Here is a 23,613-nt window from a genome sequence, read left to right as displayed (position 1 = left end):
GCCTGACTTTCATCGATATTTATATCACCGAATTTGGAATAGATAACAGCATTGTTGCCGTTGAGATTTCCGCCGCTGAGAGTAACATCGGAAACCGCACCGATTGCAGTATTCAGTGCAACATTGCCGTTATATGACATCTTGCCTGTAACATACACCGGCGAATTGAGGTTGATGTTCATCTCTGACAGCGTATAGTCGTTATCAAAATTACGGCTATTATTGAACCAGCTTGTCATCAGCTTGTTGTGGATATAGATCATATCCCTGCTTACATCGAAAGCCTTAGCGCCGTCCTGTGCATCAGTGGTATTCTCATCATCGGTGACGATCTCATCATCAACAATGAACTCGTTCTCCGAAATAGTACCGTTTATATTCGAGTTCTTCGCAGTTGTCGAATATACACCGTTTGTACAAGCATTGCCGTTGACCGTCAGATAATTAAGATCAAGCTTAATACCGCCCTGTTCATCGGCAGCAAATATCGCAAACGGATATGCTTCCTGCTTGCCTCGTCAGCACTTGCAGGCAAAACTGCTGACATACTTGTTGTTATCATGGCCAATGATAACAGTCCTGAAACGACACGTTTCAGATTTTTTGATCGTTTTTGATCCATTTTAACCCTCCTAAACTTTTTTGCCAAATTTTCGGCAAAGCGGCTTTGAATTTTGAGTCGATTGAAAATTATATCACATTAAAATATCGGGTGTCAATAGGCTAATTATCGATTCAGAAATAACAACATAATACATTAATTAGCTAAGTGATTTCTCAATGTTCTACACAATTCGGTATCGGCATAAATAACAACTTTAGGCTACCCAATATGTGTAAAACATAGAAACATTATAAACTTTTTGTAAAGAGGGGTATCAAAATACGGATTTCTTCCCCTATACATGTAGGAGAATAAATAAATCTGCACAGATGACAATTTCATACTCTGCTGAATGTAAAAAAATAAATAGTATTTTATATGTTCTGTAAAACAGGTGTAGACTTCTTTGATACGTCAGATTTTGTAATTGAGTAAAACACGTAAAGTTTAGCGGTTAAATATAAATTTATATATTAATATTACAATGCAAAAGAGAACGCTTTATTTTTGAAATAATAAAACGTTCTCTCTTATCAGTATATTTGTAGCCTTATTCTACGGTATCGACGGAACACCTGTGTTATTAAACATTCCCTGCAATTCAAACACCGTTCCTGCTTCTACCCAGTTTGCCATACCTTGCTTCCAGACAAGCGTATGACTGTTTATCTGTCCGTCTGATATCATTTGTGATATTGCTTGCAGATCAAATTCACCTGCGTCCTGCCCATTAATAACTATATGATATCTAGCATTTGGTATAGGCGGCGGTACCGCACCGTTCATCGATTGAGCATTCATAACATTATTCATGGCATTTGCCATATTCTGACTCATAGCTTCGCCCATCATCATGCCTGCCATCATACCCATAGGATCGGCTGATCCTCCGCCGAAACTTGCCATATTACCAATACTGTCAGCGGTTGCATAAGCTATATCAGCCTGACGGTTGACCTGGTGTGCTGCAAAATTATTGGACTGAGTATTCATATGCCTTGCATACTGGTCTTCTTCACGCTGACGACGCAGCGTGTCTTCATAATGTTCAGCATTTATACGCTGTGAATCGCGCATATTCTGTATATCGACATCCGTCTTTGCCTGTACTTTTGCAGCTATCTGTTCACGGGTTATATACATAAGATCTGAATATCCGTCTGAGGTCTTATCTAATTCTATCGAATTAATCTCAAAAGAACTCATACTCACACCATATTCGGCATTGAAAATCGGTTGAAGCTCATTGAAGACTTCATCTCTTATCTTACCGACCAGCCCCTCTATTTGAAGCAAGGAAACACCATACTTAGCTGGAGTATTTATGACAAAGCTTTTGACTCTGCTTATAACAGAATTCTTTATCTGATCACTAAAACGTTCAATATTGAAATCATCAAGCCTGTGCAGCTCAATGAAATGTTTATATCCATTTTCACCTGCAGGAATATGAAAGTTAAACGAACCCCTGACCGCTACAGGCACACCAAATTCCGGATATCTCGGATCAAACATATCAAAAAACGGAACAGCAAATTTTATTTGTATTATAGTTGCAAGGTTGATAAAATAAACTTCGGCACGATAGGGCGCTGAACCATTATATAGCAGACTAATAAGATTTGAAAGAATAGGCAGATTAAGTGTATCAAGCTTTGTTTCAACAGGTCCGTAAAGGTATTCTTGCTCAATACCGTTTCCTTGATTATAAACAAATACCGCTACAGAACCGGATTTTACAGATATTCTGGAACCTTTGCGTATAGCGTTTTCCTTACGACTTGTCCCAGCACTGCCACCCGGACTCCATTTCCATATCAGATAATCTTGCTCATCACAGCGGATAACGTCCATCAATCCGCCTTCGTTTTTATTGAATATGCCCACGGTCAATCTCCTTTCTTTGTATGATATGTTATCACGACATCAGCGTCAGCGGGAAATTCATCTCCTTTTTTGAATTTAGTAACACCATTTATGGATACTTTTTCAACTTCTCCTTCATCGGTTGTCAAGCCTAGTATAATATCTTCTAATTGTTCATTTTTAATAAAATAAAATCCAGCGGTTTCCAACCGTTTTTGAACATCTTTATAATTGTCTCCCTTATAATCCTTTGATGATTCCGACATTTTAACTATCGATTTCTCTGGTGGTATAGTTATTTCTTCTCGTGCTTTTTGAATCTTAAGGTCTGTAATTTCTTGCACTAATTCCTTTTTTCTTTCATCCCATTTTTTAGACTTCTCTTTATCAATACTTTCATCAAAATTAAGAGAATTTGCTTTGACTAAAGCAGAATCAAACCGTTCGTTATCTAAATCTGATTGTATCTCAACTACTGTAGCATTTAGTTTTTCTTCAAGTTCTTTCTCTTCTTTTTTATCCATATATGACATAAGACCAAGTCCTCCATAACTTATCAAAAACATAAGCAATAGAATAAGAATTACCGAATAACCACTTCTTTTAGATTTACTTACAGCCTTCATTTTTGTATCATATATGCTCTTGATATTAATAAAATCCTGACTTTTTCTAAAAGATATTTTTGCTTTATTATATACTTGTTCCGCCTTTGCTATCCATGCATTTGAAATCTGTATTTCTGATGAATCATGATTACCATCATATACACTATCATCTATATTAGAAGCAGCCAATATCATAAATTCATATACATCTTCTTTTGTATTAGGAACTGAAAAATTCCTTATTAAATTAGCGATTTGTTTATTAATGCTTTTATCACACGCTTTCTTGGAATTGCGATCAGTACCATATAAATCTAGTTGTTGAATTCTTTGTGATTCTAGCTGTTGTAATTGCTGTGCAAATAATTCAACAGTAGAAGAACCTTGCGTATCACGAAATTCGACTCCACATAAAGGACAATACGTCATAAATGACCCGACAGATTCTCCGCAATTCGGACACTTATGGATAGAACCTTCATATACTTGTCTACGCTGTGAAAAACTATTTTGTCTATCAAATCTTATCCCACAACCCTTGCAGAAATCTGAATCATCCGTATTAAATGCTCCACAATTGGTACAGTAAGCCATAGAATCACCTCCGTTACTTGATTGTATTGACATATTTATTATAGCATCTTAGCAATTATTTGTCAATACGCATAATTTAACGAAGTTAATTTTAATTATTTTTTATCATATCGTTTAAAAATAGATTCTATATGTGGTATGCACAAGCTGATGGCACGATTGTGGATGATGGCAAAAGCCGAGCTGAATCCTCTCACAGTGCGGCTATCGCTACCCTACTCACAAAGTAACATCTCAATGTTATACAAAATTCGGCATTCGCAAAAGTGATAAATTTATACCTTACCGAATATGCAAAACATAGAATATTTTAAATTTTTTGTAAAGAGGGGGTGTTAAAACACGGACATCTTACCCTATACAAGTAGGAGAAAAACAGATCTGCACATCTGACAATTTCATACCCTGCTGAATGTTCAATAAATAAAAAGTTTTTAAATATTCTGTAAAACAGGGGTATCAAAACACGTTCATCTTTCCTTATACAATTGAAAAAGGAGGTCGATATATTGAGAGAACTGAAAACAAAATCCTGCGAGGAGATCATGACCACACTCTACAAGTCAACAGTCTTCGCAGTGGAAGGTCTTATCTCGCAGGGACTGTACATTCTAGCAGGCTCACCAAAGGTGGGGAAATCGTGGTTGGCGCTGGAACTTTGCCTTGCAATATCGAAAGGAGAAAAGTTGCTTGATCGTCCGACACGGCAAGGCTCGGCGCTGTATTTTTGTCTCGAGGACAGCTGGCAGAGAATACAATCCAGGCTGTATGAACTGACCGATGAGCCGTCGGAGAAGCTTCACTTTGCTTTGAAAGCAGACACGATAGGCGATGGACTGTGCGAACAGATAGTCAAGTTCAAGTCGGAACATGATGACCTTCGGTTGGTGGTCATCGATACTTTACAGATGGTGCGGAGCGAAACAGACAGCAGCTACGGCAACGACTATGCTGAGTTGATACCGCTGAAATCTCTGGCTGAACAGCTTGACATAAGCATAGTTCTTGTTCATCACCTGCGCAAAGCCACGGACAGCGATCCGTTTAATATGATCTCGGGGAGCACTGGTCTGAATGGTTGTGTGGACGGTATGCTTGTTCTGAAAAAGGACAAGCGGTGCGGCGGTCAGGCTGTGCTGTATGCTACGGGTCGTGATATAGAAGACTGCGAGTTGTCTCTCACAAGGCAAGGCGCACGCTGGGTACTTACTGATGAACGCGAGGACAAACCACCAGATACTTTTGTTTTCGCTGTGCATGACCTGATGGTCGAGCGGTGTTCTTTCAAAGGCTCGGCGACGGAGTTCTGCAGTTTTCTGAAAGAAAAATATGGAGGTGAGTATTTTGCCAACCGATTAACAAGAAATATGTTCCACCATGCTTATGAATTGCGTGACCTGGGTGTGACCTTTGAGGTCAAGCGCAGCAACGGACAGCGGCTGTTGCTCATCGGCTATGATAAAAATAGTGACAGCAGTGACGGTAAAAATCTGATGCCCGAGCAGGCTCATACTGCTGACCCTACTGTCACTGAATGTTCCGGAAACGCTGAAATATCTTCGTTATCGGTTGAGGGTGACGGCAGCAACACCAGCATTTCTACTGACCCTGTACCGCCACCTGCTGTCCCTGACGACGAAGCTGATGACCCTGAGTATGTACTCATCAACGGCAAGCGGGTGCCTGTCGTTAGAATGTCATTCGAGGATATAGTCCTCAGAAGTGCCGCAAGATTACGGCAAAAAATCTACGAATAACGTGGCATTCCATAACCGGAGTTTAATCTCGGAACGTGAGCCGATTTGTGCCCGACAAATATCGCCTGTCGGGTGGTTACTCCACCACGCCAACAAAACGCCACACAAGCGATTTGTGCGCGGCTGTGAGCGATATTAATTCAAAAGGGAAATAAACCGGAATGCATTATCGGGTAGATATTGCACTGGGAAACGATGTGCAGGTTAAAGTGCGGCGTCAATTCGCCGCAAATCTCACAGCGGACGGCAACGCCGACCGCATTCTACGGGGGTTTTGGCGTATCGGTAATTGGTGTCAATCACGCAAATTTCAGAAAATTGTAGTGTCAATATTTCAAAAATCGCGAGATAAGTGCGTAGGTACGCGGGTTTTGCGTGGCGTCAAGCCCTAAATCTCAATAGAAAGGAAGATCAAAAATGAACAACAAATTTATCACAAGAGAAACGTTAGTTGATAGACGGAATCCCAAAACAGGACTGCATCAAGTGTCGTGAAATGTGACAGTGAACAACTAAGGAGTGTGATAACAACATGGCTGAAACAAAAATTACAATGCTGACAATAAAAGAAGCCGCCGCACTTGTGGACGGACTAACAGAGTACCGCGTGCGTGAGATGTGCAGGTCGGGTGAACTGCCTTGCTTCAAAGCGGGTAAAAAATATCTGATAAACAAAGAGATACTGCACAAATACCTGAACGGAGAGTTAGTGGTTCGGTAGAAAAATATGTTGCAGTAATTAACGTTCGTCTATCGGCTGGATATGCCCGTCAGTCTGTGGTAGAATTTGCGTTGCCGACAGGCGATTATTTTAATAGGAGGTAGCATATGGCGTACATTGAAAAACGAAAAAACAAGAAAGGTGAAGTCACATCATACCGCATTCGAGCGTACTGCGGTTATGATGTTCACGGAAAGCAGATGGTGCGATTCAAGAGTTGGAAGCCACCTGAAAATATGTCAGCAAAGCAAGCTGAAAAAGAGGTACAGCGCATTGCGATACTGTTCGAGGAAGAGTGTGCGCATGGTCAAGTGACTGCGGCTGTCAAGTTCCAGAAAGTAATTGAGATGTGGGCGACTGAGTATGCTGAACTCAATCACCGCAGCACGACACTTCAGCGTGAACATCTCATTGCAGACAGGGTCATACCTGCGCTGGGACATCTGCGCATTGATAAAATAACTGCGCGGGACATTCAGAAATTCATCAACTCACTTGCGAAGCCCGGTGCTAACAAACGAAACGGAAAACCGTTGTCACAAAAGACAATGCGGCATCATTTATCTTTCATCTCTTCCATATTCGAGTATGCGATAAGGTTGGACATGGTGAATGCAAACCCTTGTTCAAAAGTCATCATACCTAAGGTCGATGCAAGCGGCAAAGCGTACAAGAAACCTGAAAAGCACATATACACTAAGGAACAGGCGCGGGAATTTATGAAGATTCTTCGTGAAGCGCCGATGAAATACAAAGTGTTCTTTACGCTGGCGATATACACAGGTTGCAGACGTGGTGAACTGCTTGGTATCGAGTGGAAGAATATAGATTTTGAAAACGGAACGGTGATGATCGATCATACTTCAAACTACACTGCTGACAAAGGCATCTACTCCGATGCGACCAAAACGGAGAAGTCAACGCGGCTTGTAGATCTTCCGACTGCTGTCATCGGTCTGCTGAAAGCTTACAAACACGATCAGGACAGCTACAAAGCAAATCTCGGAGACAAGTGGCAGGAACACGACCGCCTGTTCACCAAATGGGATGGTCAGCCTATGCACCCGAACACGCCTTACACCTGGTTGATGCGGGAGTGTGAACGCAGGAATTTCCCATTCTATGGTTTGCACAGCTTCAGACATTTCTTCGCATCGGTTGAGATCGAAGCAGGAGTTGACCCGACTACCGTTGCTGCGATGTTAGGGCATAGCACACCTGTGACCACGATGTCTACTTACAGTCATTACTTCGCTGAGAGCAAGCGCAGAGCGAGCAATATTATGGCGGAGGTCATTGAGGGGAAAGAAGCAGGATAACGCACAGATAACGAACCAAGAAAAATCGGCGGGAGCTCTATACACAGGGCTCACGCCGACACTTTTCCCTAATAAGGTCCAAAATAAAGTTATGACAAAACCTACTATGGCTCATTATACCGCCAACGGGTCTATATATGATATGAACGGCATACCTGCGGGTATGCTTTTTTATTTCTGCGGATGATCGAGTTAGATAAAACCCTTTTTCACGCAAAGCATTTCTAAAGATGCCAGTATACCACCGTTTAGCTTGAGATATTACATACTCGTTTTTTCATTCAAAAGCATTAGCGCCTTCTCCAAAGCTTTATCATGACCTTTGATATGATCGTTAAGACTTATCTCGACCTTGATATCAGGGGCAAAGCCTTTGTTGTAGATCTCCTCACCGTTCTGGGCATAACACCGCCTTGTGCAGATACGGAACCATCCTCCGCTTTCCAGTTTGACCGATAACGGCTGTCCTGACGAGCCCGCGGTGTTGTTGCCGATAAATACCGCATCTGAATGGGCTTTCATAACATCTACAAAGTCCTCGCCGGCTGAGAAAGTGTACTCATTCATCAATACAGCAACAGGACCGTACAGCCTTTTGGGAGCTTTGTTTTCTACCTTGTCGATCTCCCTTTTATAAAAAATATGACGACTCATTTTATATATCTTGATGCTTTCTTCATCAGAGTATCTTTCTTCGAGTTCGGCAGAAGTAAGAGTTTTCAGATCATCTCTGAACACGCCCCATGCCTTGTAGGTCGGTTCATATATCTGTGTTTCTGCACCGCAGCTTTTGAAATCTCCATCGATGAACATTGCCGCAACAGAATCTGCGTTACTGCTGTTTCCGCCAGTGTTTCCTCTGACATCAATTATATAAGCTTTAGCCTTGTCGAGTTCTTCAATGTGCTCATATATCTTTTCCGGCATAGTATTATCGTCAAATGAAGTGAGTTTTATTATTGCAATACCATCATCGGTAATTTCACACTTATAAGAATCTCCGTTTACGATAAGCTGTCTTTGTGTGTCAGACACGGACGGCGCTTCAGCGCTGCACCAACTAATCCCTGTGGGGTCTTGTCTTGTGAGAGTGGCGCTGAATTCTTTTCCATCTCTTTCAAAGGTGAAAACTGCACTGCTGCCTTTTCTACCAATCATCAGCTCATTCATTGCCATCATTCCGCAAGCGTCTTCGTTAACGTGCCAAATATAAGGATAGCAGTTCTTTCTGATATATTCTGCCGCTTCAGTTCCGTCTATTTTTTTAACAACACTGTATAAAGGTATCTCGTCCTTATACTCCTCGGAAACGCTGATAACTGCAATGTCATGCCCGAATCTGAAAAGATACACGGGAAACATTGAAAAACACCCCGTATCCTGAATGACATCAGCGGGATAGGATACATCTGTATGTCCGTCGCAAAGCAAAGCTGCAAACCGCTTGAGCTCCTTATAGTATTCATATACATCTTTCGCAGCCAGGACACGAGGCAGGGCAGCCTTGTATTCTGCGTCCCAGTTTATATCAAGCTTATCCCAGAATGCGAAATTATACTCCGCTTCCTTCCAGAGCTTAGATAACTCATATATTTTCAGCTCATCAGATATACTACGCATCAACACAGCCTCCCGTTTATAATACGTATAGCTCATACCAAGCCAATGTGTTATCATTCTATCACAAATTTGTCCGATAGTCAACTGATTTAAACGTACTTGTTTTTTGAGATGCAGGAAAATATTGATGGTGCGATCTTGATTCGCGACTATATATTATCTTTAAGCAGAAAACTAATATAGCTATTTTTTTTAATGATGTACCGAAAGAATAAGAAAATTGTCATAAAGTCGGAGCAATTAAGCTTTTTGATGATTTCAAAATATAGCCAATATCTGTCCAAAATAAAAATCTCAAATCCAATCTCACAAAAAAAGAGCAGCGCGAAGCTGCTCTTTGTAGTATCAGATCACTTTTACGATGACCGCTCTTTCGCTGATATTGTCCGTATCCCACTTTCCGTTCACTTTTGCGCAGACTACCATCTTATAGGTCTGTCCTGCTTTGAGCTTGGGAGAAATGAAATTCGTTTTGTTTGCGGGGATATCCTGGGTAACTATCTTCCACTTGCTGGCGATAAATACCGCCACGCCGTACTTCTCGGCACCGTCAACCGCATCCCATAGTTCAGAGGAAAGGTCAATTGTAAGAATGATATAGAACTATTCTCCTTCTAAACTTTTTCTCCTATATTTTGCACCATTACATGAGAATATCTCCCGCAGAAGCTGTAAAAGACCTCCTTACTTCGCGGAGAGCAAGCGCCGAGCGAGCAATATTATAGCGGAGGTCATTAAGGGGAAAGAAGCAGGCTAACGCACAGACAACGCACAAAAAAATTCGGGAGACCGCGCATCTGCGTGATCTCCCGATAGCTTTTTCCCCAATAAGGTCCAAAATAAAGTCCAAGCCTCGATTTTGGGCATGAAAAAACCTCGCAAACGCCGTGTTTACGAGGTTTTGTTTTGTGACATCAGTTCAAAAAAGATGATTTTTATTTAAGATTTTTGATTGATAAATATGTCTTATTGTGAAAAAGCAGTTGAGTATTTATTTTTGCTTCTCTCTGTATTTTAGTAGAAAAATCACGACAGTTGAACATCATATCGTGCCATAATCCCATCAATTTTTACAGGCATTTTAAAGTTCCTATCTCGATAGTATAGCCAAATAGTTAAATAGTATATTTAATCTCTTTATTTCTTCGTTGTATATAGTTTTTTGGTCATCAAAATTCTGCACTCCAAGTGTGTTTATAATATGCTCTTTTTTTTCAGATATTTTGTCTATTGAAAGCAAATGGTCAAGAAGATTTCTGTAATCATGAAGAACATATAGCGGTGACATTACTGAAGCAATATCCATATTATGAATAGAAATAGCGAGTTTATTTAGTATTGCTTCTATCAACTTAATAGATTTCCATGAAGTATAGCTTTTATCTCTTTCATTCGAAGAGTACATCACTTCGTATAATTCTTTCATTTTTGAAACATCAAAACCTTCTATAAGTATCTTGTCATAAGCATTAATTACTTCTGTAACTTCAGTTTCTGAATAAACCACAGGCCTTTTTACCTTCTTTTCTTGCTGCTGACATTCATCGGTTAAGTGAGATATATCTATCGAATATTTTTCGTTTATGTTCGCAATAAATGTTTTCTTGTTAAGTAATATTTTATATTCAGTTATCGGCTCACTGAATATACACTTCATCTGTGCTTGATAAAATTCAGAATCAATCAGCAAATGGTCTGACGAAACATTGAATCCTTTCAATATCGCTCTTGTTTTATCGTCCATATAAGAGATATCCCCAAGCCACATTACCAGCTTCCCATTTGTATTGAAACCGAATGGAACATTCCAATCGTATTGATACATCCCTGATGAGTCTTTATGAGCAAAATATCCATAGCTATCAGAAAATATTTGTACTTCATATTCAGGAACAGCTAAAAAATAAACTAAAGCTCCTTTCTCGAAATAAACAGGAGTTAAGAAGCCTTCCACACTATGTTCGTCATCATAACGTAACCCAGGAATATTATAGTAATCTTTATAGTCATAATCAAAATCTGTGTCTTTACAATAATCAAACTTCTTTTTATATTCTTTTGAATGAAATACTCCGATTATTTGATTTTTTTTAACTGCAGTCTTATATGCATAATTAATCATTTGTTTAGAATACTCAGGCAAATATATAGCTCCACATTTTTTACAACGAAGTACAAGAAGCGTATTAAAATGTAAGCTTCTATTTTCTATAATGCATGTTATATCATTTTCAACGAGCTCACATCTTCCTTTACATTTTCTGCACTCGTCTAATCTGTAAATTTTATACTCTTCTAAAAATTCATCATATGATGCAAACGCAAACTCCATAAATATCACTCCTCCGATATCCATTCCACTGTCCCAAAATACTGTTAGTTTAATTGCATTACTTTGATATTAACATAGTTGAGAGCGTTTGTTTTGGTTGGATCGTAGATATTGTATTTTTTATATGTATATAAAAACACATTGCACTATGTCTCTATTGTTGTTAATAGTGTTCTTATAAATAAACGCTCTTAATTACTAATCTCCAATCTCTCATAGATAAAAGTTTTTTATGATTATATCAAAGTAATTATATCACAAAAAAGCAATCTGGTCAATTAATTAATAACATTTTTTGCATTACTACCTACAAATTATTGTTTTATTTTCGAAAGTGTGATATAATATATGTTATAGAGCATATTGGATGTGAACTAAAATGGTTAATGAAAACGAATGATTAGTAAACTGTGTATTATAAAACTAATCAAGTCAATTCTCCGTTCCATAACGGAGAATTACTAAAAAATAACAGATGTTTTCTTTACAAATGCTGATATTACTATAAATTCTATTTTCGAATAATATATACCAGCTATCTCTATGTAATTGGTTTTTCATTCTGTTTGAAAGGATATGAATATGAATAGAATTCTTTATTGCCGCATAGGTACTATGAATTATTATCAGGGTCTAAAAAATGATTCAATCTCAGGTGGAGAAAGCTATTTGAGAGAAAATAAAAATGGTGGTGAAATATATAATTTCCAATATATAAATGGCTGTTATTATGGTTATGTTGAGCCCGGTCATCAAAAAGGTAAAGAATGTTTAATCCATGTTGAAAAATTAGGCGGCAGTTTAAAAGCAGGAATTGCTCACGGTGTCCTTGTTGTTTGGGTCGCAAATGAAAAAGTTGTCGGATGGTACAATAATGCCGATGTTTATTCTAAAAAACAAGTTGTTCCAGAATACGTTATGATTTCACGTGAAAACAAAGAAGCATGTGAGTTTAATATAATGTCTAATGAAGCTGTTTTGATTTCTCCAAAAAATCGCAAATATCCAGTATACGGTATAGGTCAGCATCAATTCTGGTTTGGAGATGAAGAAACGAATGCTAAGGTTGTCGATTACATAAAAACATTCGAATCAAACCAGAACAAAAAAGTTAATTCTATTGAGGATGTGTCAAATCTTGTAGGAGACGATATTCTCGCACTTGTAAAGCAAAGAGTTAATCAAGGCGATTATCGTAAAAAACTTTTACAGAAATTTGATAATTGTTGTATATGTGGAGCGAATTTAAAGGATTGCTTAATAGCGAGTCACATAAAGCCTTGGCGCGATAGTAGTCCTGAAGAAAAAACTGATGTCAACAATGGATTACTCTTATGTCCTAATCATGATAAGTTGTTTGACTTAGGATATATTTCATTTGATAATGAAGGCAAAATTCTTATTTCAAATCAACTTGATGAAAAAAACCAAATGTGGCTTAACGTTCTTCCAACAATGAAAATCGAAATTACAGATGAAAATATGTTTTATTTAACATATCATAGAGAGCATATTTTTAAAGCCTAGTGAGTTTAAACCTTTGTTGGAAAAGATGACTCAATACCCCCTTATGGACTGCGCTTGATGGCTTTAGTTATTTTTCTTATTTTCTTTTGACTTCTTCGACGATTTCGTGACCGTCCTTGAAAATAACTTTTATCTCCGTTTTATTTATTACTTTCACACACTCAATAAGTTTTCTGACAATTATATCATCATACTCTGTTATTTTACAGGAAATGTTATCCAATACATCTGATAATTCTTTCTGACGAAGCAAGTCGTTCTGCTCTTTTTCATTTTGAAATTTTAGAATTCTTATCTTTTCTTTGAGCTCCTGTTCTTCATCATATAGTTTTTGGAACTCATGATCTAGTGAATCCTCTTCCAACTCACTGGATGTTAAAAGGGATATAAAGTCATTTCTTGCTTTGTCTATATCTAATAGTCGCTGCTCAGCCTGATGCAGTTCGCTGCTGTTTGAACTTGTCATCACAGTTTGGATGTTACTCATGATCAGTTCGCTTATATTATCGTTGCATTCATAATACTGATTAATGGCATTAACTATAGCATCATGAAGTCTATCCTCGTGGATAGATGGTGACTTATGACAAAATCTCGAACCGTGATCTAATCTGTTTATGCAACGCCATACGATTATTTTTTCTCCGGCACTTCTCCATGTGACTCTTTTATATGCAGAACCACATTCGCCGCAGATCAATATCTCGCTCAAGGCGTATTTACTTGAATACTTACCTTGTTCTGTCTTAGCTTTATCACTTTTTTTGCGTTTTGATCCTCGGCTGGCAAGCTCTTGTTGTACTCTGTTAAAGGTATCTCGGTCAATTATAGGCTCGTGTGCATTAGATACCAAGTATTTAGGACGTTCTCCGTTGTTTTTTACCGCTTTGTGAGATATACAGTCAATAGTATATGTTTTTTGAAGTAATGCATCTCCTACATACTTTTCATTTCTGAGAATACTCTGCAAACCGGTCCTGCTCCATTTTTCATTTCCAAGCTTAGTAGGGACATTATTTGAATCAAGCTGTTTTGCTATGTTTTCTATACTTAACCCATCCAGGAACATCCGAAATATTTCTCTTACTACAGTTGCTTCTTCAGGGATTATTTCAGGCTTTCCGTCAGCTCCCTTTCTATAGCCAAGAAGCCGTTTATAGTTATAAACAACTTTTCCTTCTCGGAATCGTTTCTCCATTCCCCATGTAACATTCTTGCTTATTGACTCAGATTCAGCTTGTGCAAATGAGCCATAAAGTGTTATCATAAATTCGCTAGTCATCGTAAGGGTATTGATGTTTTCTTTTTCGAATATAACACCAATTCCAAGTTCTTTAAGCAGTCTGACATATTCAAGGCAGTCAACAGTATTTCTTGCAAATCTGGATATAGATTTACAAAGCACCAGATCTATCTTTTTCTTCTTACAAAGCCTTATCATGCGGTTGAATTCAGTACGCTTTTTAGTCTGCGTTCCAGATATACCCTCATCCGCAAAGATACCTGCAAGCTTCCAGTCTTTATTTTTGCCTATATAGTCGGTATAATAGTCGATCTGTACCTGATAACTGTTCAGCTGTTCTTCCTGTGCCGTAGATACACGGCAGTATGCAGCAACCCGAAGTTGTTGGTATTTATTTTTACCATCTGATTCAGCTGTTTTCGTTGCAGGTATCACTGTAACATTCATATGTATTATACTCCTTTCTTGCGGTAGTATTTATAATGCTCACTCCGTTGATCATCTCCAGACTTATGTCAGCATAACAGCTTATTACAATATTTCTTACAACTTTCTTTAGCAATTCAATGTCAAGACTATCCAAAGATTTTATATTTGAGAATAGATCCTTGAGATACTCTGTATTCTGTGGCACATCATCATAGGAACAGCATTTATATTTCATCTCTGCCAATTTGAATAACTCAGCTTTGATCCTTTCATGATCGATCTCTGTATGATCAAGCATTCTATTGATCTCATTTGTTTGTTTTGCTACATGACCGTTTGGTTTATATATACTGAGTTCTCCCCCAGCATCAAGTAAACTCAGATTAGCTATTACTGAGTTCAGCATATTCAATACTGCCGATATTATCATCTGATCCGTCACTTTATGTTTTATACCTATACATCTTACAGTCTTGCAAGTCCACGTTCCATTCTGTGTACGGAACATCCTTTTTCTGCATTGATCACACACCGTCAAATTTCGGATTTCCTTGACGCTTTCAGGGATCATGCATAGATTTGTCGCTTTCTTAGTTTTGACTTCATTAGCTTTCCTGAATTTGACATCATCTATCAGCTTAGGATATTTATCTGTTCCAAGATACTTTTCATTCTCAATTATTCGCTTTATCATATTCCTGTTCCATGAATTGACTTCATTCGGATGATACGGAATCCCTTCGATCTGCATTTGATTAGCTATATCGTTCAAACTCTTTCCCGAAAGATATTCATCAAAAATTTTAATAACGACATATACTTCTTTGGGTTCCGTGGTTATGACTCCGTTCTTTATCATATATCCGAACGGGATACGTCTGTTTTTACTCATTTTCACACCTCCTCCAACTGACAATGATACCACAGATCCGATTAAATAGGTATCAGCATAATCAATAAATAGATATGCTTACGTTTTGACATTTTGCTATATCGTTTCGCTGAATCTCAGACCTGAGATCAAGTAGAACTCAAGGTCGTTTTCTTTTACTATAATCTTTTCTACTATTATACCGAAGATCTCTTTATCAAATTCTGTCATAATAGATCTGTTTTCAAAGCAGTCGATAAGTGTATCTAGCTGTTCAAGCGTATCATCTTCTCTTTCTGAATTTGAAAGTTTTGCCAGCTCATGTTTTATCTTGGAATGCTTATTCTCTAGTACCAGAAGCTGTTCATTGTACTTCTTTTCATCAAGAAAGCCTTTGGTTCGTAATCTAGATATTACATGCTTTTGCTCATTGATTTCAGAAATATCCCTACGCAGATCCATAACTACACTGTTGCTGCTGTATTTAGTTGAATACAGTTCCTTCAATTCATGCCGAAGCGGGATCAGAATATCGCCGCTATGAATAATAAGCTTGTTACATAATTTTATAAATGCATCGTATATCCTTTTTTCAAGTATCATATGTGCCGGACACAGATCAGCCTGGCTATCATGTGTTATACATGACCAATAATATTTTCCATTGCTGTTCTTCCTTCTATATGTTTTATTACAGTAACTACACTTTATCATAGAACCAAGTGGGTGTTTTTCTTTTGCAGCGACATAATATTTCTCCTTCTGTTCTGAAAGTATTTCTTGAACCTTATCAAAGTCAACCCTTGAAATAATTGGCTCATGAGTGTTCGATATATAATATTTATCTCGTTCACCCCTGTTAATGTGCCTTTTTACAGGCAGCACTTCAGTCGTAAATGTTTTTTGTATAAGAGTATCGCCTGCATATTTTTCATTTGTCAGAACATATATTACCATTCTATGCGTCCAAGCTATTTCATTCATACCTGTGAGTATGCCTTTATCATTAAGTATCCGTGCAATAGATGTTGCCCCTATACCTTCAAGATACCATTTGAATATATCCTTTACAATTTTAGAAGTTTCCTGATCTATAACAATCTTTCCATCAACTTTAGTATATCCGTATTGAGCTACCCCTTGCTCAAAAGTACCGTTAGCCATTCGTTTCCGTATGCTCCAACGCATATTCTGAGATATCGATGTTGATTCTTCCTGAGCCAATCCGCCCAAAAGAGTTATCATCATTTCATCGCTGACATCCGAAGTATCTATGCTCTCTTTTTCAAAAAACACGCTTATTCCCAGTGATTTAAGCTGACGAAGGTTTTTCAGGCAATCTTTAGTATTCCTTGCAAATCGACTTATGGATTTGGTATATATCCTATCGATTTTTCCTCTCTTACAGTCATTAATAAGCCGTTTAAATTCATCACGTTTTTCCTCGCTTGTTCCGGTTATACCTTTATCTGCATAAATATCTACAAGTTCTTCGGTGTCACTGTCATTGAACATTTCCGAGTAGTATTTTACCTGTGTAGAATATGAATGAAGCTGATCGTCACTGCTTGATGATACTCGACAGTATGCAGCACAGCGAATCTTTCGTATCATGCTTGTATCTATGGTCGGCTTGATTATTGTAACGGTTGCCATGCTTTCTCACTCCTTTCAACCGACAAGGATACCACAATATTTGCTGAATTGGTATCACCAAATCCAATAAAAGCGCCGGTTCACATTTGTGCACACTATCATCCATCCTTTTATGTATCACCGCCCGACAATACCGAGCGGTCTGATTTTACTTATTTCTATTCTGATTACCGCAATTTCCGGCGACTTGAAAGATACACATAATGACCACACCTAAAAATCCTCCTACCAGAGTTCCCAAAATAAAACGTATCATGCTCTCACCTCCAAATCAGCTATAGATGGATATGCTGCAAATATCTTCTGTTTATTAAGCTCATCGATCCTTTTTCTCTGTTTCTCTGAAATAAGTCCTCTTTGGAAAAGGTCAGAAAGGATCTTCTGGCTGACTGCATAGTAATAATCTGCCTGCCCGTAAGGATAAAATTCCATCAGCTATCCTCCTTTTTATCGTTTACCATGTTCCAAAATACTTCGAGTTCATTAATATTCTCAGTAATATTTGTTTGAAACAAAGAACTTTTGGCTTTTTTATTGTATGATGATCTGCTGCTCATGCTCACTCTTGGATCTAGGATCGATACTATCCCTTTATCCGTTGAACAGCGTATCAGCCTGCCAGCTCCCTGTTTAAGTTTTATTATCATCTCGGGAACAGCAACTTCACCGATAGGATCTTTCACTAATGACATTTTATACTCGATCATAGGATCAGGGACTGGAAAAGGAAGCTTGAAAATAATCACTTGAGACAACGCCTCACCCTCTACATTAATTCCTTCCCAAAATGTCCCCGTTCCAAGCAGAACAGAATCAATGTCATCTTTGAATTTCCTGATCAAGTATTCCTGAGAAGGACCTAAGCCCTGCATAATGAAATTGTAAGGCAAAGCCATATTGCTAAGTTTTTTGTATACATACTCCATGTCGGTTTTGGCGGTAAAAAGAATAAGTGCTTTTCCTTTTGTAACATTCAAAAGCCTTACTATCTCAGGTATAGACCGTATGCAGTATTCTTCCCTGTTATCATTGCTCGGATAAGGAAGTACCGATGTAGTATAAAGCATAGTATTATTATCATAATCAAACGGAGAAACCTTAGGCTCGGATGCCTTAGCAACATTCGGATAACCTATGCTGTCTAGAAAATAGTTGTAACCATTTATCCCACCCGATGACAACGTCGCCGATGTCAGTATTGTACTGACTCCGCTCTTAAACAGCAATTTTGAGATATCCGAACGAATATTCTTCTTGCAGATACATATTTTAAGTATCGAACTGTCATCAAGCCAGATAAGGTTTTTCTTTCCGATGTTGCACAGTTTATGCAGAAAAGCAAGAGAATACAGCTTGCTGCCAGATAATTCTTCTATCTTTGTCATATTCCGTCTTATCCGAAACAACAGTTCTTTGGCTTCAGGCGTTTCATTGTAATAGAATGTCTGTGTATCTCCATCGATGTTTTTCTTCTGACGTTTTACATCAACTCCTAGGAACCGAAAAACCGTATTCAGCATAGCTATTGTTTCATTTATAAGTTTCTTATTTTTTAACTGTTCAATGACCTTTTCCAGCTCATTAATGATCTGAGGCTTATTCATAGATAGTGTGTATGCATCACGGAATTTTGTTTCTAAGTTATGTGCTTCATCTATCACTATCGTCCTGACATTATTGTTGAATATTCCTGACCCACCCATGTTCCTATTTATAAGGTGAGATACAAGCATATTCTGATTACATATCACAAAACAGTTAGCTGTTCTAAGTCGTGCGCGAATCTCATAATATTTGCATTTATGTATGTAATTGCAGGAACTGCATCGGTCCCCATAACTGTTTATGCATATACCATTCCATACTTCTTCAGGGAAATTCAGCCTTAGATCCTTTCGTTCTGCTATGCCGTCATCGAATTTTTTATTTATCATTTCCAGAACAGACGTTTCGTGGTTATGCATCATCCTGCTTTTGAGCCTTCTGCCGCATACATAGTTTTTCATTCCCTTTGCAGTTATTACTTCCGCTTTTACGCCAAGCATATTCAATACGCTATGTATATCTTTTTCAAGCTGTTCCTGTAATGCTATGGTCGATGTCGATATGATGACCTGCCTGCGTTCTCTAAAGAAATTTATAACTAAAGGAACAAGGTATGCGATCGATTTTCCGATGCCCACTTCTGCTTCTACAGCAAGCGGATGTTTTCCAGATACAGCATCACTTATCTCCACTGCCATTTCAACCTGTCCCTCACGCCGTTCAAACCCACTTTCTTCAGCTTTGTCAAAGAATTGACGTACTGTTTCATCAAGTGCTGATTCTTCTAATATTAAATTCATAGTATGACCTCTTTCATATTTCAAGGCTTATCTTCAAAGCCTTGTCTATTTTTTTCATGTCCTTAGCACCAAGACTACCTATATAGCTTATTAGCCTTGATCGTGCTATTGTAGTTACCTGCTCACATAAAGCAGTGCTTTTCCTTTTAAGCCCAAAGTGCTCTATGCTAACATGAGTAGGCAGACATCTTTTCTTTTGGGCTGTTATCGGAACGATTATTGTTGTTGGAGAATGTTTGTTTCCAATGTCATTCTGAACGATGACAACAGGTCTTATGCCGGCCTGTTCAGAGTCCTTTGATTGTCTCATCTCAGCTAGAAACATATCTCCTCGTATTGGAGTTATATCCATAATCAGCACCTCACAATTTCCAAACCGCTGCGATTCTTTCACCTATAGCTATAACAGTAGAATTAATAGCCTTTTCCTTTGATTCAGCGAGAATTGTTACTCTGCGGATATTTCCAAATCTTATGTTTGTGATCTCAATGGTATAATAATGTTTCATGATTGACCTCCTGATTATTATGTAACAGCGGCGCAGTTTTATCTACACCGCTTATCGTTTTGCCTTTATACTGATGTGTCACTTGGAGAAAACCATATGGATATCTCTGCACATCAGTGCTGCCCATAGGACAGCCTTGCTTCGGCCTTTGCCGAAACGTTATCCCTTTCAGCAGATCACTCTGCATCTTCAAGGGCGTTCATTATTACCTAAGTCCCATGAACGAAGGGAACACATCGGCAGGTCGGCGTCCTCATCGACCACACAGTTCATGCCTTCCGAGCTTTCAACGCTCAGACCGTTTTGTACGGGCGGACACGCACAAGCAGCTTTCATTGCCTAAGAAGATGGCACATTCTTCTGATGATCACTAGCATTTTATCGCTTCCCGTTATGTTAAAATGGATCATGGCGCTGCTGATCTGTGGCTGACACGGCTCACCACCCCGTCACTGCTGTGCTGTACACCGATGTATTTTTATTTGATTGTCAAGATACATGGAATCTTCTTTCCACTTGTATACGGAACGATGTAAGGGTTTTGATACCCCTAAACTATTCAATAATTTATAAGTTTGTAGAGTTTAGACAAAATCCTTCTTTTCTTTTTGTTGATGTTTTTCTGATTAATCCCATAGTGTTCAGCACACTCTCTTTCAGTCAAGTTGTCGTAGAATAGCATTTTAATCAGTTTTTTGTCTTCCTCATCAAGCTGCTTTATTGCTTTCAGCATTGCTTCAATGTCAGCGATCATTATTGCCCTATCAGCAGTTGGATCTCCGGCTACTACGAATTCCCTAAAATTCTCAAAAGCACCATCATTTCCTCCAACAAGCTGAGAAAACTGTATCTCATGTTCAAAAAAGGAAGCAGCATTTTTTTCTTCACGCCATTCGGCACGCATGTACTCTCTGTAAACCTCTTCCGAAACATTTGTTTCCACTATTTTCCCTGTGATCGTGTCATAGATCTGTATTGTTTTAGTATTCATTTTTGACCTCCGTTTTGTTTTTTTAGTTGCGAAAAGACAAAACGAAGATCATGGGTATTCTGCTGTTAGTGACAGCCATTTTACTTGTAAAAACATAATGTTCCTCCTTGTGGAGGATACAAAAAAGAGCCTGCATGACTACGTACACACAGACTCTGATTGCCAAAAAGGCGCACTAAAGAAAGGGTACAAGTTATGCAGTTATTCGGAAATTCCGAACAACTCATTTTGTATCCTCAGCCTTAATGCATATCGGCTTTGAATATTTATTTTAGGCAAAAAAAGAGCCGAAGTATTCGCTTCGGCTGATCTGAGTATTCAGTACAGTTTCTCTGTACCTGACTCAAATCAATATTCAGCGATATACTTCGGCTCCATTCAGCCCTTCGTACAGCCCGATTGCTGTACGGTTTTTACGTTAAATATCTTTTATGTGTTTTTTTGTTGGGATACAGCTCTAAAAACAAGAGCACCGTTTCCCGATATAAGATCGTTTATATCTTGTACACTGCAGATCCTTTTTGCAGTAGCATCCGGACGTTTTCTACTAATATTTTTCTTTTTCAGCTCTATAATATCTATGCTGTCCTTTTTCTTCTTTAGTTCTACATCTTTACCGTTACTAAAACTTTCGCATATAGAATCCAGCAGATCCTTTGTAAAATACACATTTCCGAATGATTCTAGTTGATGTTCTTCAAGGGATTTTTCAAGGATCTCCTCCAATCCTAGAAAATCGTCATTGTAGACATCATCGTACAATTCTGGTGGTATATCCGGACATCTTCCTGTTGATACTACGAATCTTCTCATGGATCTTACTATTGGTTCACTGCAGGCTTCTGTTTTTGACATTACGATTCGGAAATCTCCGACTGCAAATGCATAGAATTCAAATCCGCAAGAACAGTGTATGATCTCATCCACTATATCACCATCAATACGATGAATCTTATTACACCTGGGACAAGGTATAATGTATTTTTTTACACCACTATTATCCGACATTTTCTATTCCTCCAATTACTTTTACAAGTCTTTCATAACTTTTACAGCTATCCCTCTGACCTCAAAATGTCTGCCAAACATTCGTCTTTCATTGGTCCACGATTCGTTTTCAGCCCATAGGAATGGACCTTTTTCATCTTTACAGTATCTTTTGAGCGTATTGCCTTCACCCTCGATATATGCAACTACAATATCTCCCTCTCGAGTAGCGTTATCTTCTTGAAAAATAACATGATCACCGTCATCAATGCCTGCATCGACCATAGATTCTCCGCATACCGGCATCATATAGAATTTTCCGGATAGTCCGTGCAGCAATGCTGATGGGAGTGGAAAATACTCATCAACCAATACATCATCGACCATATCCGGACTGCCCGCAGGCACCGATGCACTAAGCGCACCGACAACATTCATATCTGTGTTGAACTTATCGATCAGTTCAGTATGTATCTCTCCATCCTCATATTTAAGAATGCCCTGTTCAGACATCGCCTTTAGATAACGAAAAGCCGTAACATTACTCATATTGAACTCTTCGCCTATCTCTCGGGTACTTGGTGATCTGCCAAGATTTTCAAGCGCATATTCATCAATATAGCTTCTGATTTTTATCATTAGTTCCTTATCTTTACTTCTCACAGGTTTCATCTCCACTCTATTGGTAACAGTATGTTTCTTTTAATCACATTATAGCACATTTGTTCTCTGTTGTAAAGATAAAAAAACACCCTCACTGCTATGTACACAATATTTTGTGCACGTAGATCAATAAGGGTGACTGTTTGTACTTGTTATTCTATTTTTGTAACTCAACGGTGAATATGTCGCCCCAAAATGAACACATCAGCCGCACAAGATGAACCGTGTCGTCGGCGAGAATGAACACTACCGTCGCATAAGGTAAACAGCTGGGCAAAAAATCATTGATTTTTCCTCGCACCATTCACGAATCGTCAGTCAGCTTGCCTGTTATGCTTCTATCTGCGCTGACCATTCTCGCAAACATAGTTCCTATTTCACCGATGCTAGTTCTGTTGTATTTCATACCTGTTCCTCATGACTAAAGCAATCCAATATACTCCATGAACCAATTTGCTTCATGGTCTTGCTTGGTGTTACCGCTCCCTTTATTTGTCATCCAGAAGTGAACGTATCTTGTCATGCAGGGAATCGTTCTGTCGAAGTGCAGACACTCTATTTTGTCAAGATGACCACTCTATTTGTCAGGGCAGAATGCTCCTGAGAAAACAACAGCGATAAACCAAAAACAAAACGGTATCTTCCCGACCTTGTGTCCAGGAGGATACCGTCTTTTAATTTATTCGGAAATATGATATAATGATTAGTAACCATATTTCAGAAAGGAAAAACGATAGCCGTTTTGCTTATATGATCCGCGGTCATAACTCGGCTATCGTCTACACTATGTTTATTGTATCGAGTTTTTCCGCATTTGTCAAAGACGATATTCATTATATTTTCGGTAAAGAAGAAGCAATTTGCCCCGAGTGCGGTAATCATATGAGATTTAACGGCAGATGCAGACGTTTTGTTTTCCGTGAAAATAGCCGAAAGCGTGAAAAATACTCTATGAGAGTTTTTTACTGTTC

Annotated in this window: 23 protein-coding genes and 1 pseudogene; 6 read left to right on the top strand and 18 right to left on the bottom strand. The window is 38.5% G+C overall.

The window, feature by feature from the left end; all coding sequences use genetic code 11:
• A partial coding sequence (locus BM265_RS17005) for a hypothetical protein (RefSeq protein ID WP_143098767.1) occupies positions 1-263 on the bottom strand: 263 nt, incomplete at its 3' end.
• On the opposite strand from BM265_RS17005, the gene BM265_RS19840 reads away from it, so the two are divergent.
• A complete protein-coding gene (locus BM265_RS19840) occupies positions 249-617 on the top strand; it encodes a hypothetical protein (RefSeq protein WP_143098766.1) in 369 nt (122 codons plus the stop codon). The genes BM265_RS17005 and BM265_RS19840 overlap by 15 nt on opposite strands.
• 542 nt (positions 618-1,159) lie before the next feature.
• Here BM265_RS19840 and BM265_RS16995 read toward each other — a convergent pair.
• Together BM265_RS16995 and BM265_RS16990 are read right to left on the bottom strand one after the other, a co-directional pair.
• Positions 1,160-2,491, bottom strand: coding sequence for an SPFH domain-containing protein (locus BM265_RS16995; RefSeq protein WP_074963172.1), 1,332 nt, complete (start codon positions 2,489-2,491; stop codon positions 1,160-1,162).
• Between the two features lie 2 nt (positions 2,492-2,493).
• Positions 2,494-3,672, bottom strand: a complete 1,179-nt coding sequence (locus tag BM265_RS16990; protein WP_074963171.1) for a zinc ribbon domain-containing protein — start codon at positions 3,670-3,672, stop codon at positions 2,494-2,496.
• Between the two features lie 509 nt (positions 3,673-4,181).
• Here BM265_RS16990 and BM265_RS16985 point away from each other — a divergent pair.
• The 3 genes from BM265_RS16985 to BM265_RS16970 all read left to right on the top strand — a co-directional run bounded on the left by BM265_RS16985 (position 4,182) and on the right by BM265_RS16970 (position 7,469).
• Positions 4,182-5,429, top strand: a complete 1,248-nt coding sequence (locus BM265_RS16985) for an AAA family ATPase (RefSeq protein WP_081358507.1) — start codon at positions 4,182-4,184, stop codon at positions 5,427-5,429.
• A 532-nt stretch (positions 5,430-5,961) separates the two neighbouring features.
• Positions 5,962-6,150 (top strand): helix-turn-helix domain-containing protein, encoded by a 189-nt coding sequence (locus BM265_RS16975; RefSeq protein ID WP_074963169.1) that lies wholly within the window; start codon positions 5,962-5,964, stop codon positions 6,148-6,150.
• Between the two features lie 107 nt (positions 6,151-6,257).
• On the top strand, positions 6,258-7,469 hold the full coding sequence (locus BM265_RS16970; RefSeq protein ID WP_074963168.1) for a tyrosine-type recombinase/integrase: 1,212 nt from the start codon (positions 6,258-6,260) through the stop codon (positions 7,467-7,469).
• Positions 7,470-7,730: 261 nt separating this feature from the next.
• Here the strand turns inward: BM265_RS16970 and BM265_RS16960 are convergent, their stop codons facing one another.
• From BM265_RS16960 to BM265_RS16950, 3 genes are all read right to left on the bottom strand, one after another.
• Positions 7,731-9,089, bottom strand: coding sequence for a S41 family peptidase (locus BM265_RS16960; RefSeq protein ID WP_074963166.1), 1,359 nt, complete (start codon positions 9,087-9,089; stop codon positions 7,731-7,733).
• Between the two features lie 345 nt (positions 9,090-9,434).
• Complete coding sequence (locus tag BM265_RS16955; protein WP_074963165.1) at positions 9,435-9,620, bottom strand: hypothetical protein; 186 nt, start codon at positions 9,618-9,620, stop codon at positions 9,435-9,437.
• A gap of 559 nt (positions 9,621-10,179) precedes the next feature.
• Positions 10,180-11,445, bottom strand: a complete 1,266-nt coding sequence (locus BM265_RS16950) for a hypothetical protein (RefSeq protein WP_207647004.1) — start codon at positions 11,443-11,445, stop codon at positions 10,180-10,182.
• Between the two features lie 558 nt (positions 11,446-12,003).
• Here BM265_RS16950 and BM265_RS16945 point away from each other — a divergent pair.
• A complete protein-coding gene (locus BM265_RS16945) occupies positions 12,004-12,948 on the top strand; it encodes an HNH endonuclease (RefSeq protein ID WP_207647003.1) in 945 nt (314 codons plus the stop codon).
• Between the two features lie 76 nt (positions 12,949-13,024).
• Here the strand turns inward: BM265_RS16945 and BM265_RS16940 are convergent, their stop codons facing one another.
• From BM265_RS16940 to BM265_RS16895, 12 genes are all read right to left on the bottom strand, one after another.
• On the bottom strand, positions 13,025-14,638 hold the full coding sequence (locus BM265_RS16940; RefSeq protein ID WP_074963162.1) for a recombinase family protein: 1,614 nt from the start codon (positions 14,636-14,638) through the stop codon (positions 13,025-13,027).
• Entirely contained in the window at positions 14,601-15,512 is a 912-nt protein-coding gene (locus BM265_RS16935) for a recombinase family protein (protein WP_074963161.1), read from the bottom strand. The genes BM265_RS16940 and BM265_RS16935 overlap by 38 nt, the downstream gene beginning before the upstream one ends.
• 96 nt (positions 15,513-15,608) lie before the next feature.
• Positions 15,609-17,147, bottom strand: a complete 1,539-nt coding sequence (locus BM265_RS16930) for a recombinase family protein (protein ID WP_074963160.1) — start codon at positions 17,145-17,147, stop codon at positions 15,609-15,611.
• 148 nt (positions 17,148-17,295) lie between these two features.
• On the bottom strand, positions 17,296-17,403 hold the full coding sequence (locus BM265_RS16925; RefSeq protein WP_081358504.1) for a DUF3789 domain-containing protein: 108 nt from the start codon (positions 17,401-17,403) through the stop codon (positions 17,296-17,298).
• Positions 17,400-17,579: an SHOCT domain-containing protein gene (locus BM265_RS16920; protein WP_074963159.1), complete on the bottom strand. Its 180-nt coding sequence runs from the start codon at positions 17,577-17,579 to the stop codon at positions 17,400-17,402. The genes BM265_RS16925 and BM265_RS16920 overlap by 4 nt, the downstream gene beginning before the upstream one ends.
• On the bottom strand, positions 17,579-19,492 hold the full coding sequence (locus BM265_RS16915; RefSeq protein WP_074963158.1) for an ATP-dependent DNA helicase: 1,914 nt from the start codon (positions 19,490-19,492) through the stop codon (positions 17,579-17,581). The genes BM265_RS16920 and BM265_RS16915 overlap by 1 nt, the downstream gene beginning before the upstream one ends.
• Positions 19,493-19,505: 13 nt before the next feature.
• Positions 19,506-19,844: a type II toxin-antitoxin system PemK/MazF family toxin gene (locus tag BM265_RS16910; protein WP_074963157.1), complete on the bottom strand. Its 339-nt coding sequence runs from the start codon at positions 19,842-19,844 to the stop codon at positions 19,506-19,508.
• Positions 19,845-19,854: 10 nt separating this feature from the next.
• The gene (locus BM265_RS20250) at positions 19,855-20,001 is read right to left on the bottom strand and encodes a hypothetical protein (RefSeq protein ID WP_177219624.1); all 147 of its coding nucleotides are present in this window, start codon (positions 19,999-20,001) and stop codon (positions 19,855-19,857) included.
• 189 nt (positions 20,002-20,190) lie between these two features.
• On the bottom strand, positions 20,191-20,337 hold the full coding sequence (locus BM265_RS20440) for a hypothetical protein (protein WP_207647002.1): 147 nt from the start codon (positions 20,335-20,337) through the stop codon (positions 20,191-20,193).
• 223 nt (positions 20,338-20,560) lie between these two features.
• Positions 20,561-20,992 carry a sigma factor-like helix-turn-helix DNA-binding protein gene (locus tag BM265_RS16905; protein WP_074963156.1) on the bottom strand — a complete coding sequence of 144 codons (432 nt, stop codon included), beginning with the start codon at positions 20,990-20,992 and terminating at the stop codon, positions 20,561-20,563.
• Positions 20,993-21,421: 429 nt separating this feature from the next.
• Complete coding sequence (locus BM265_RS16900; RefSeq protein ID WP_074963155.1) at positions 21,422-22,000, bottom strand: hypothetical protein; 579 nt, start codon at positions 21,998-22,000, stop codon at positions 21,422-21,424.
• 21 nt (positions 22,001-22,021) lie between these two features.
• Positions 22,022-22,642 carry a LexA family protein gene (locus BM265_RS16895; protein WP_074963154.1) on the bottom strand — a complete coding sequence of 207 codons (621 nt, stop codon included), beginning with the start codon at positions 22,640-22,642 and terminating at the stop codon, positions 22,022-22,024.
• A gap of 750 nt (positions 22,643-23,392) precedes the next feature.
• Between BM265_RS16895 and BM265_RS20435 the strand changes: the two are divergent.
• Positions 23,393-23,613, top strand: a pseudogene (locus tag BM265_RS20435) (DUF6431 domain-containing protein); the annotation flags it as partial.

Origin of the sequence: Hominimerdicola alba (genome assembly GCF_900112155.1) — a bacterium.
Taxonomy (GTDB): Bacteria; Bacillota; Clostridia; order Oscillospirales; family Ruminococcaceae; genus Hominimerdicola; species Hominimerdicola alba_D.
Note: the sequence above shows the minus strand (reverse complement) of the source record. Positions and strands in the feature narration are given on the sequence as shown.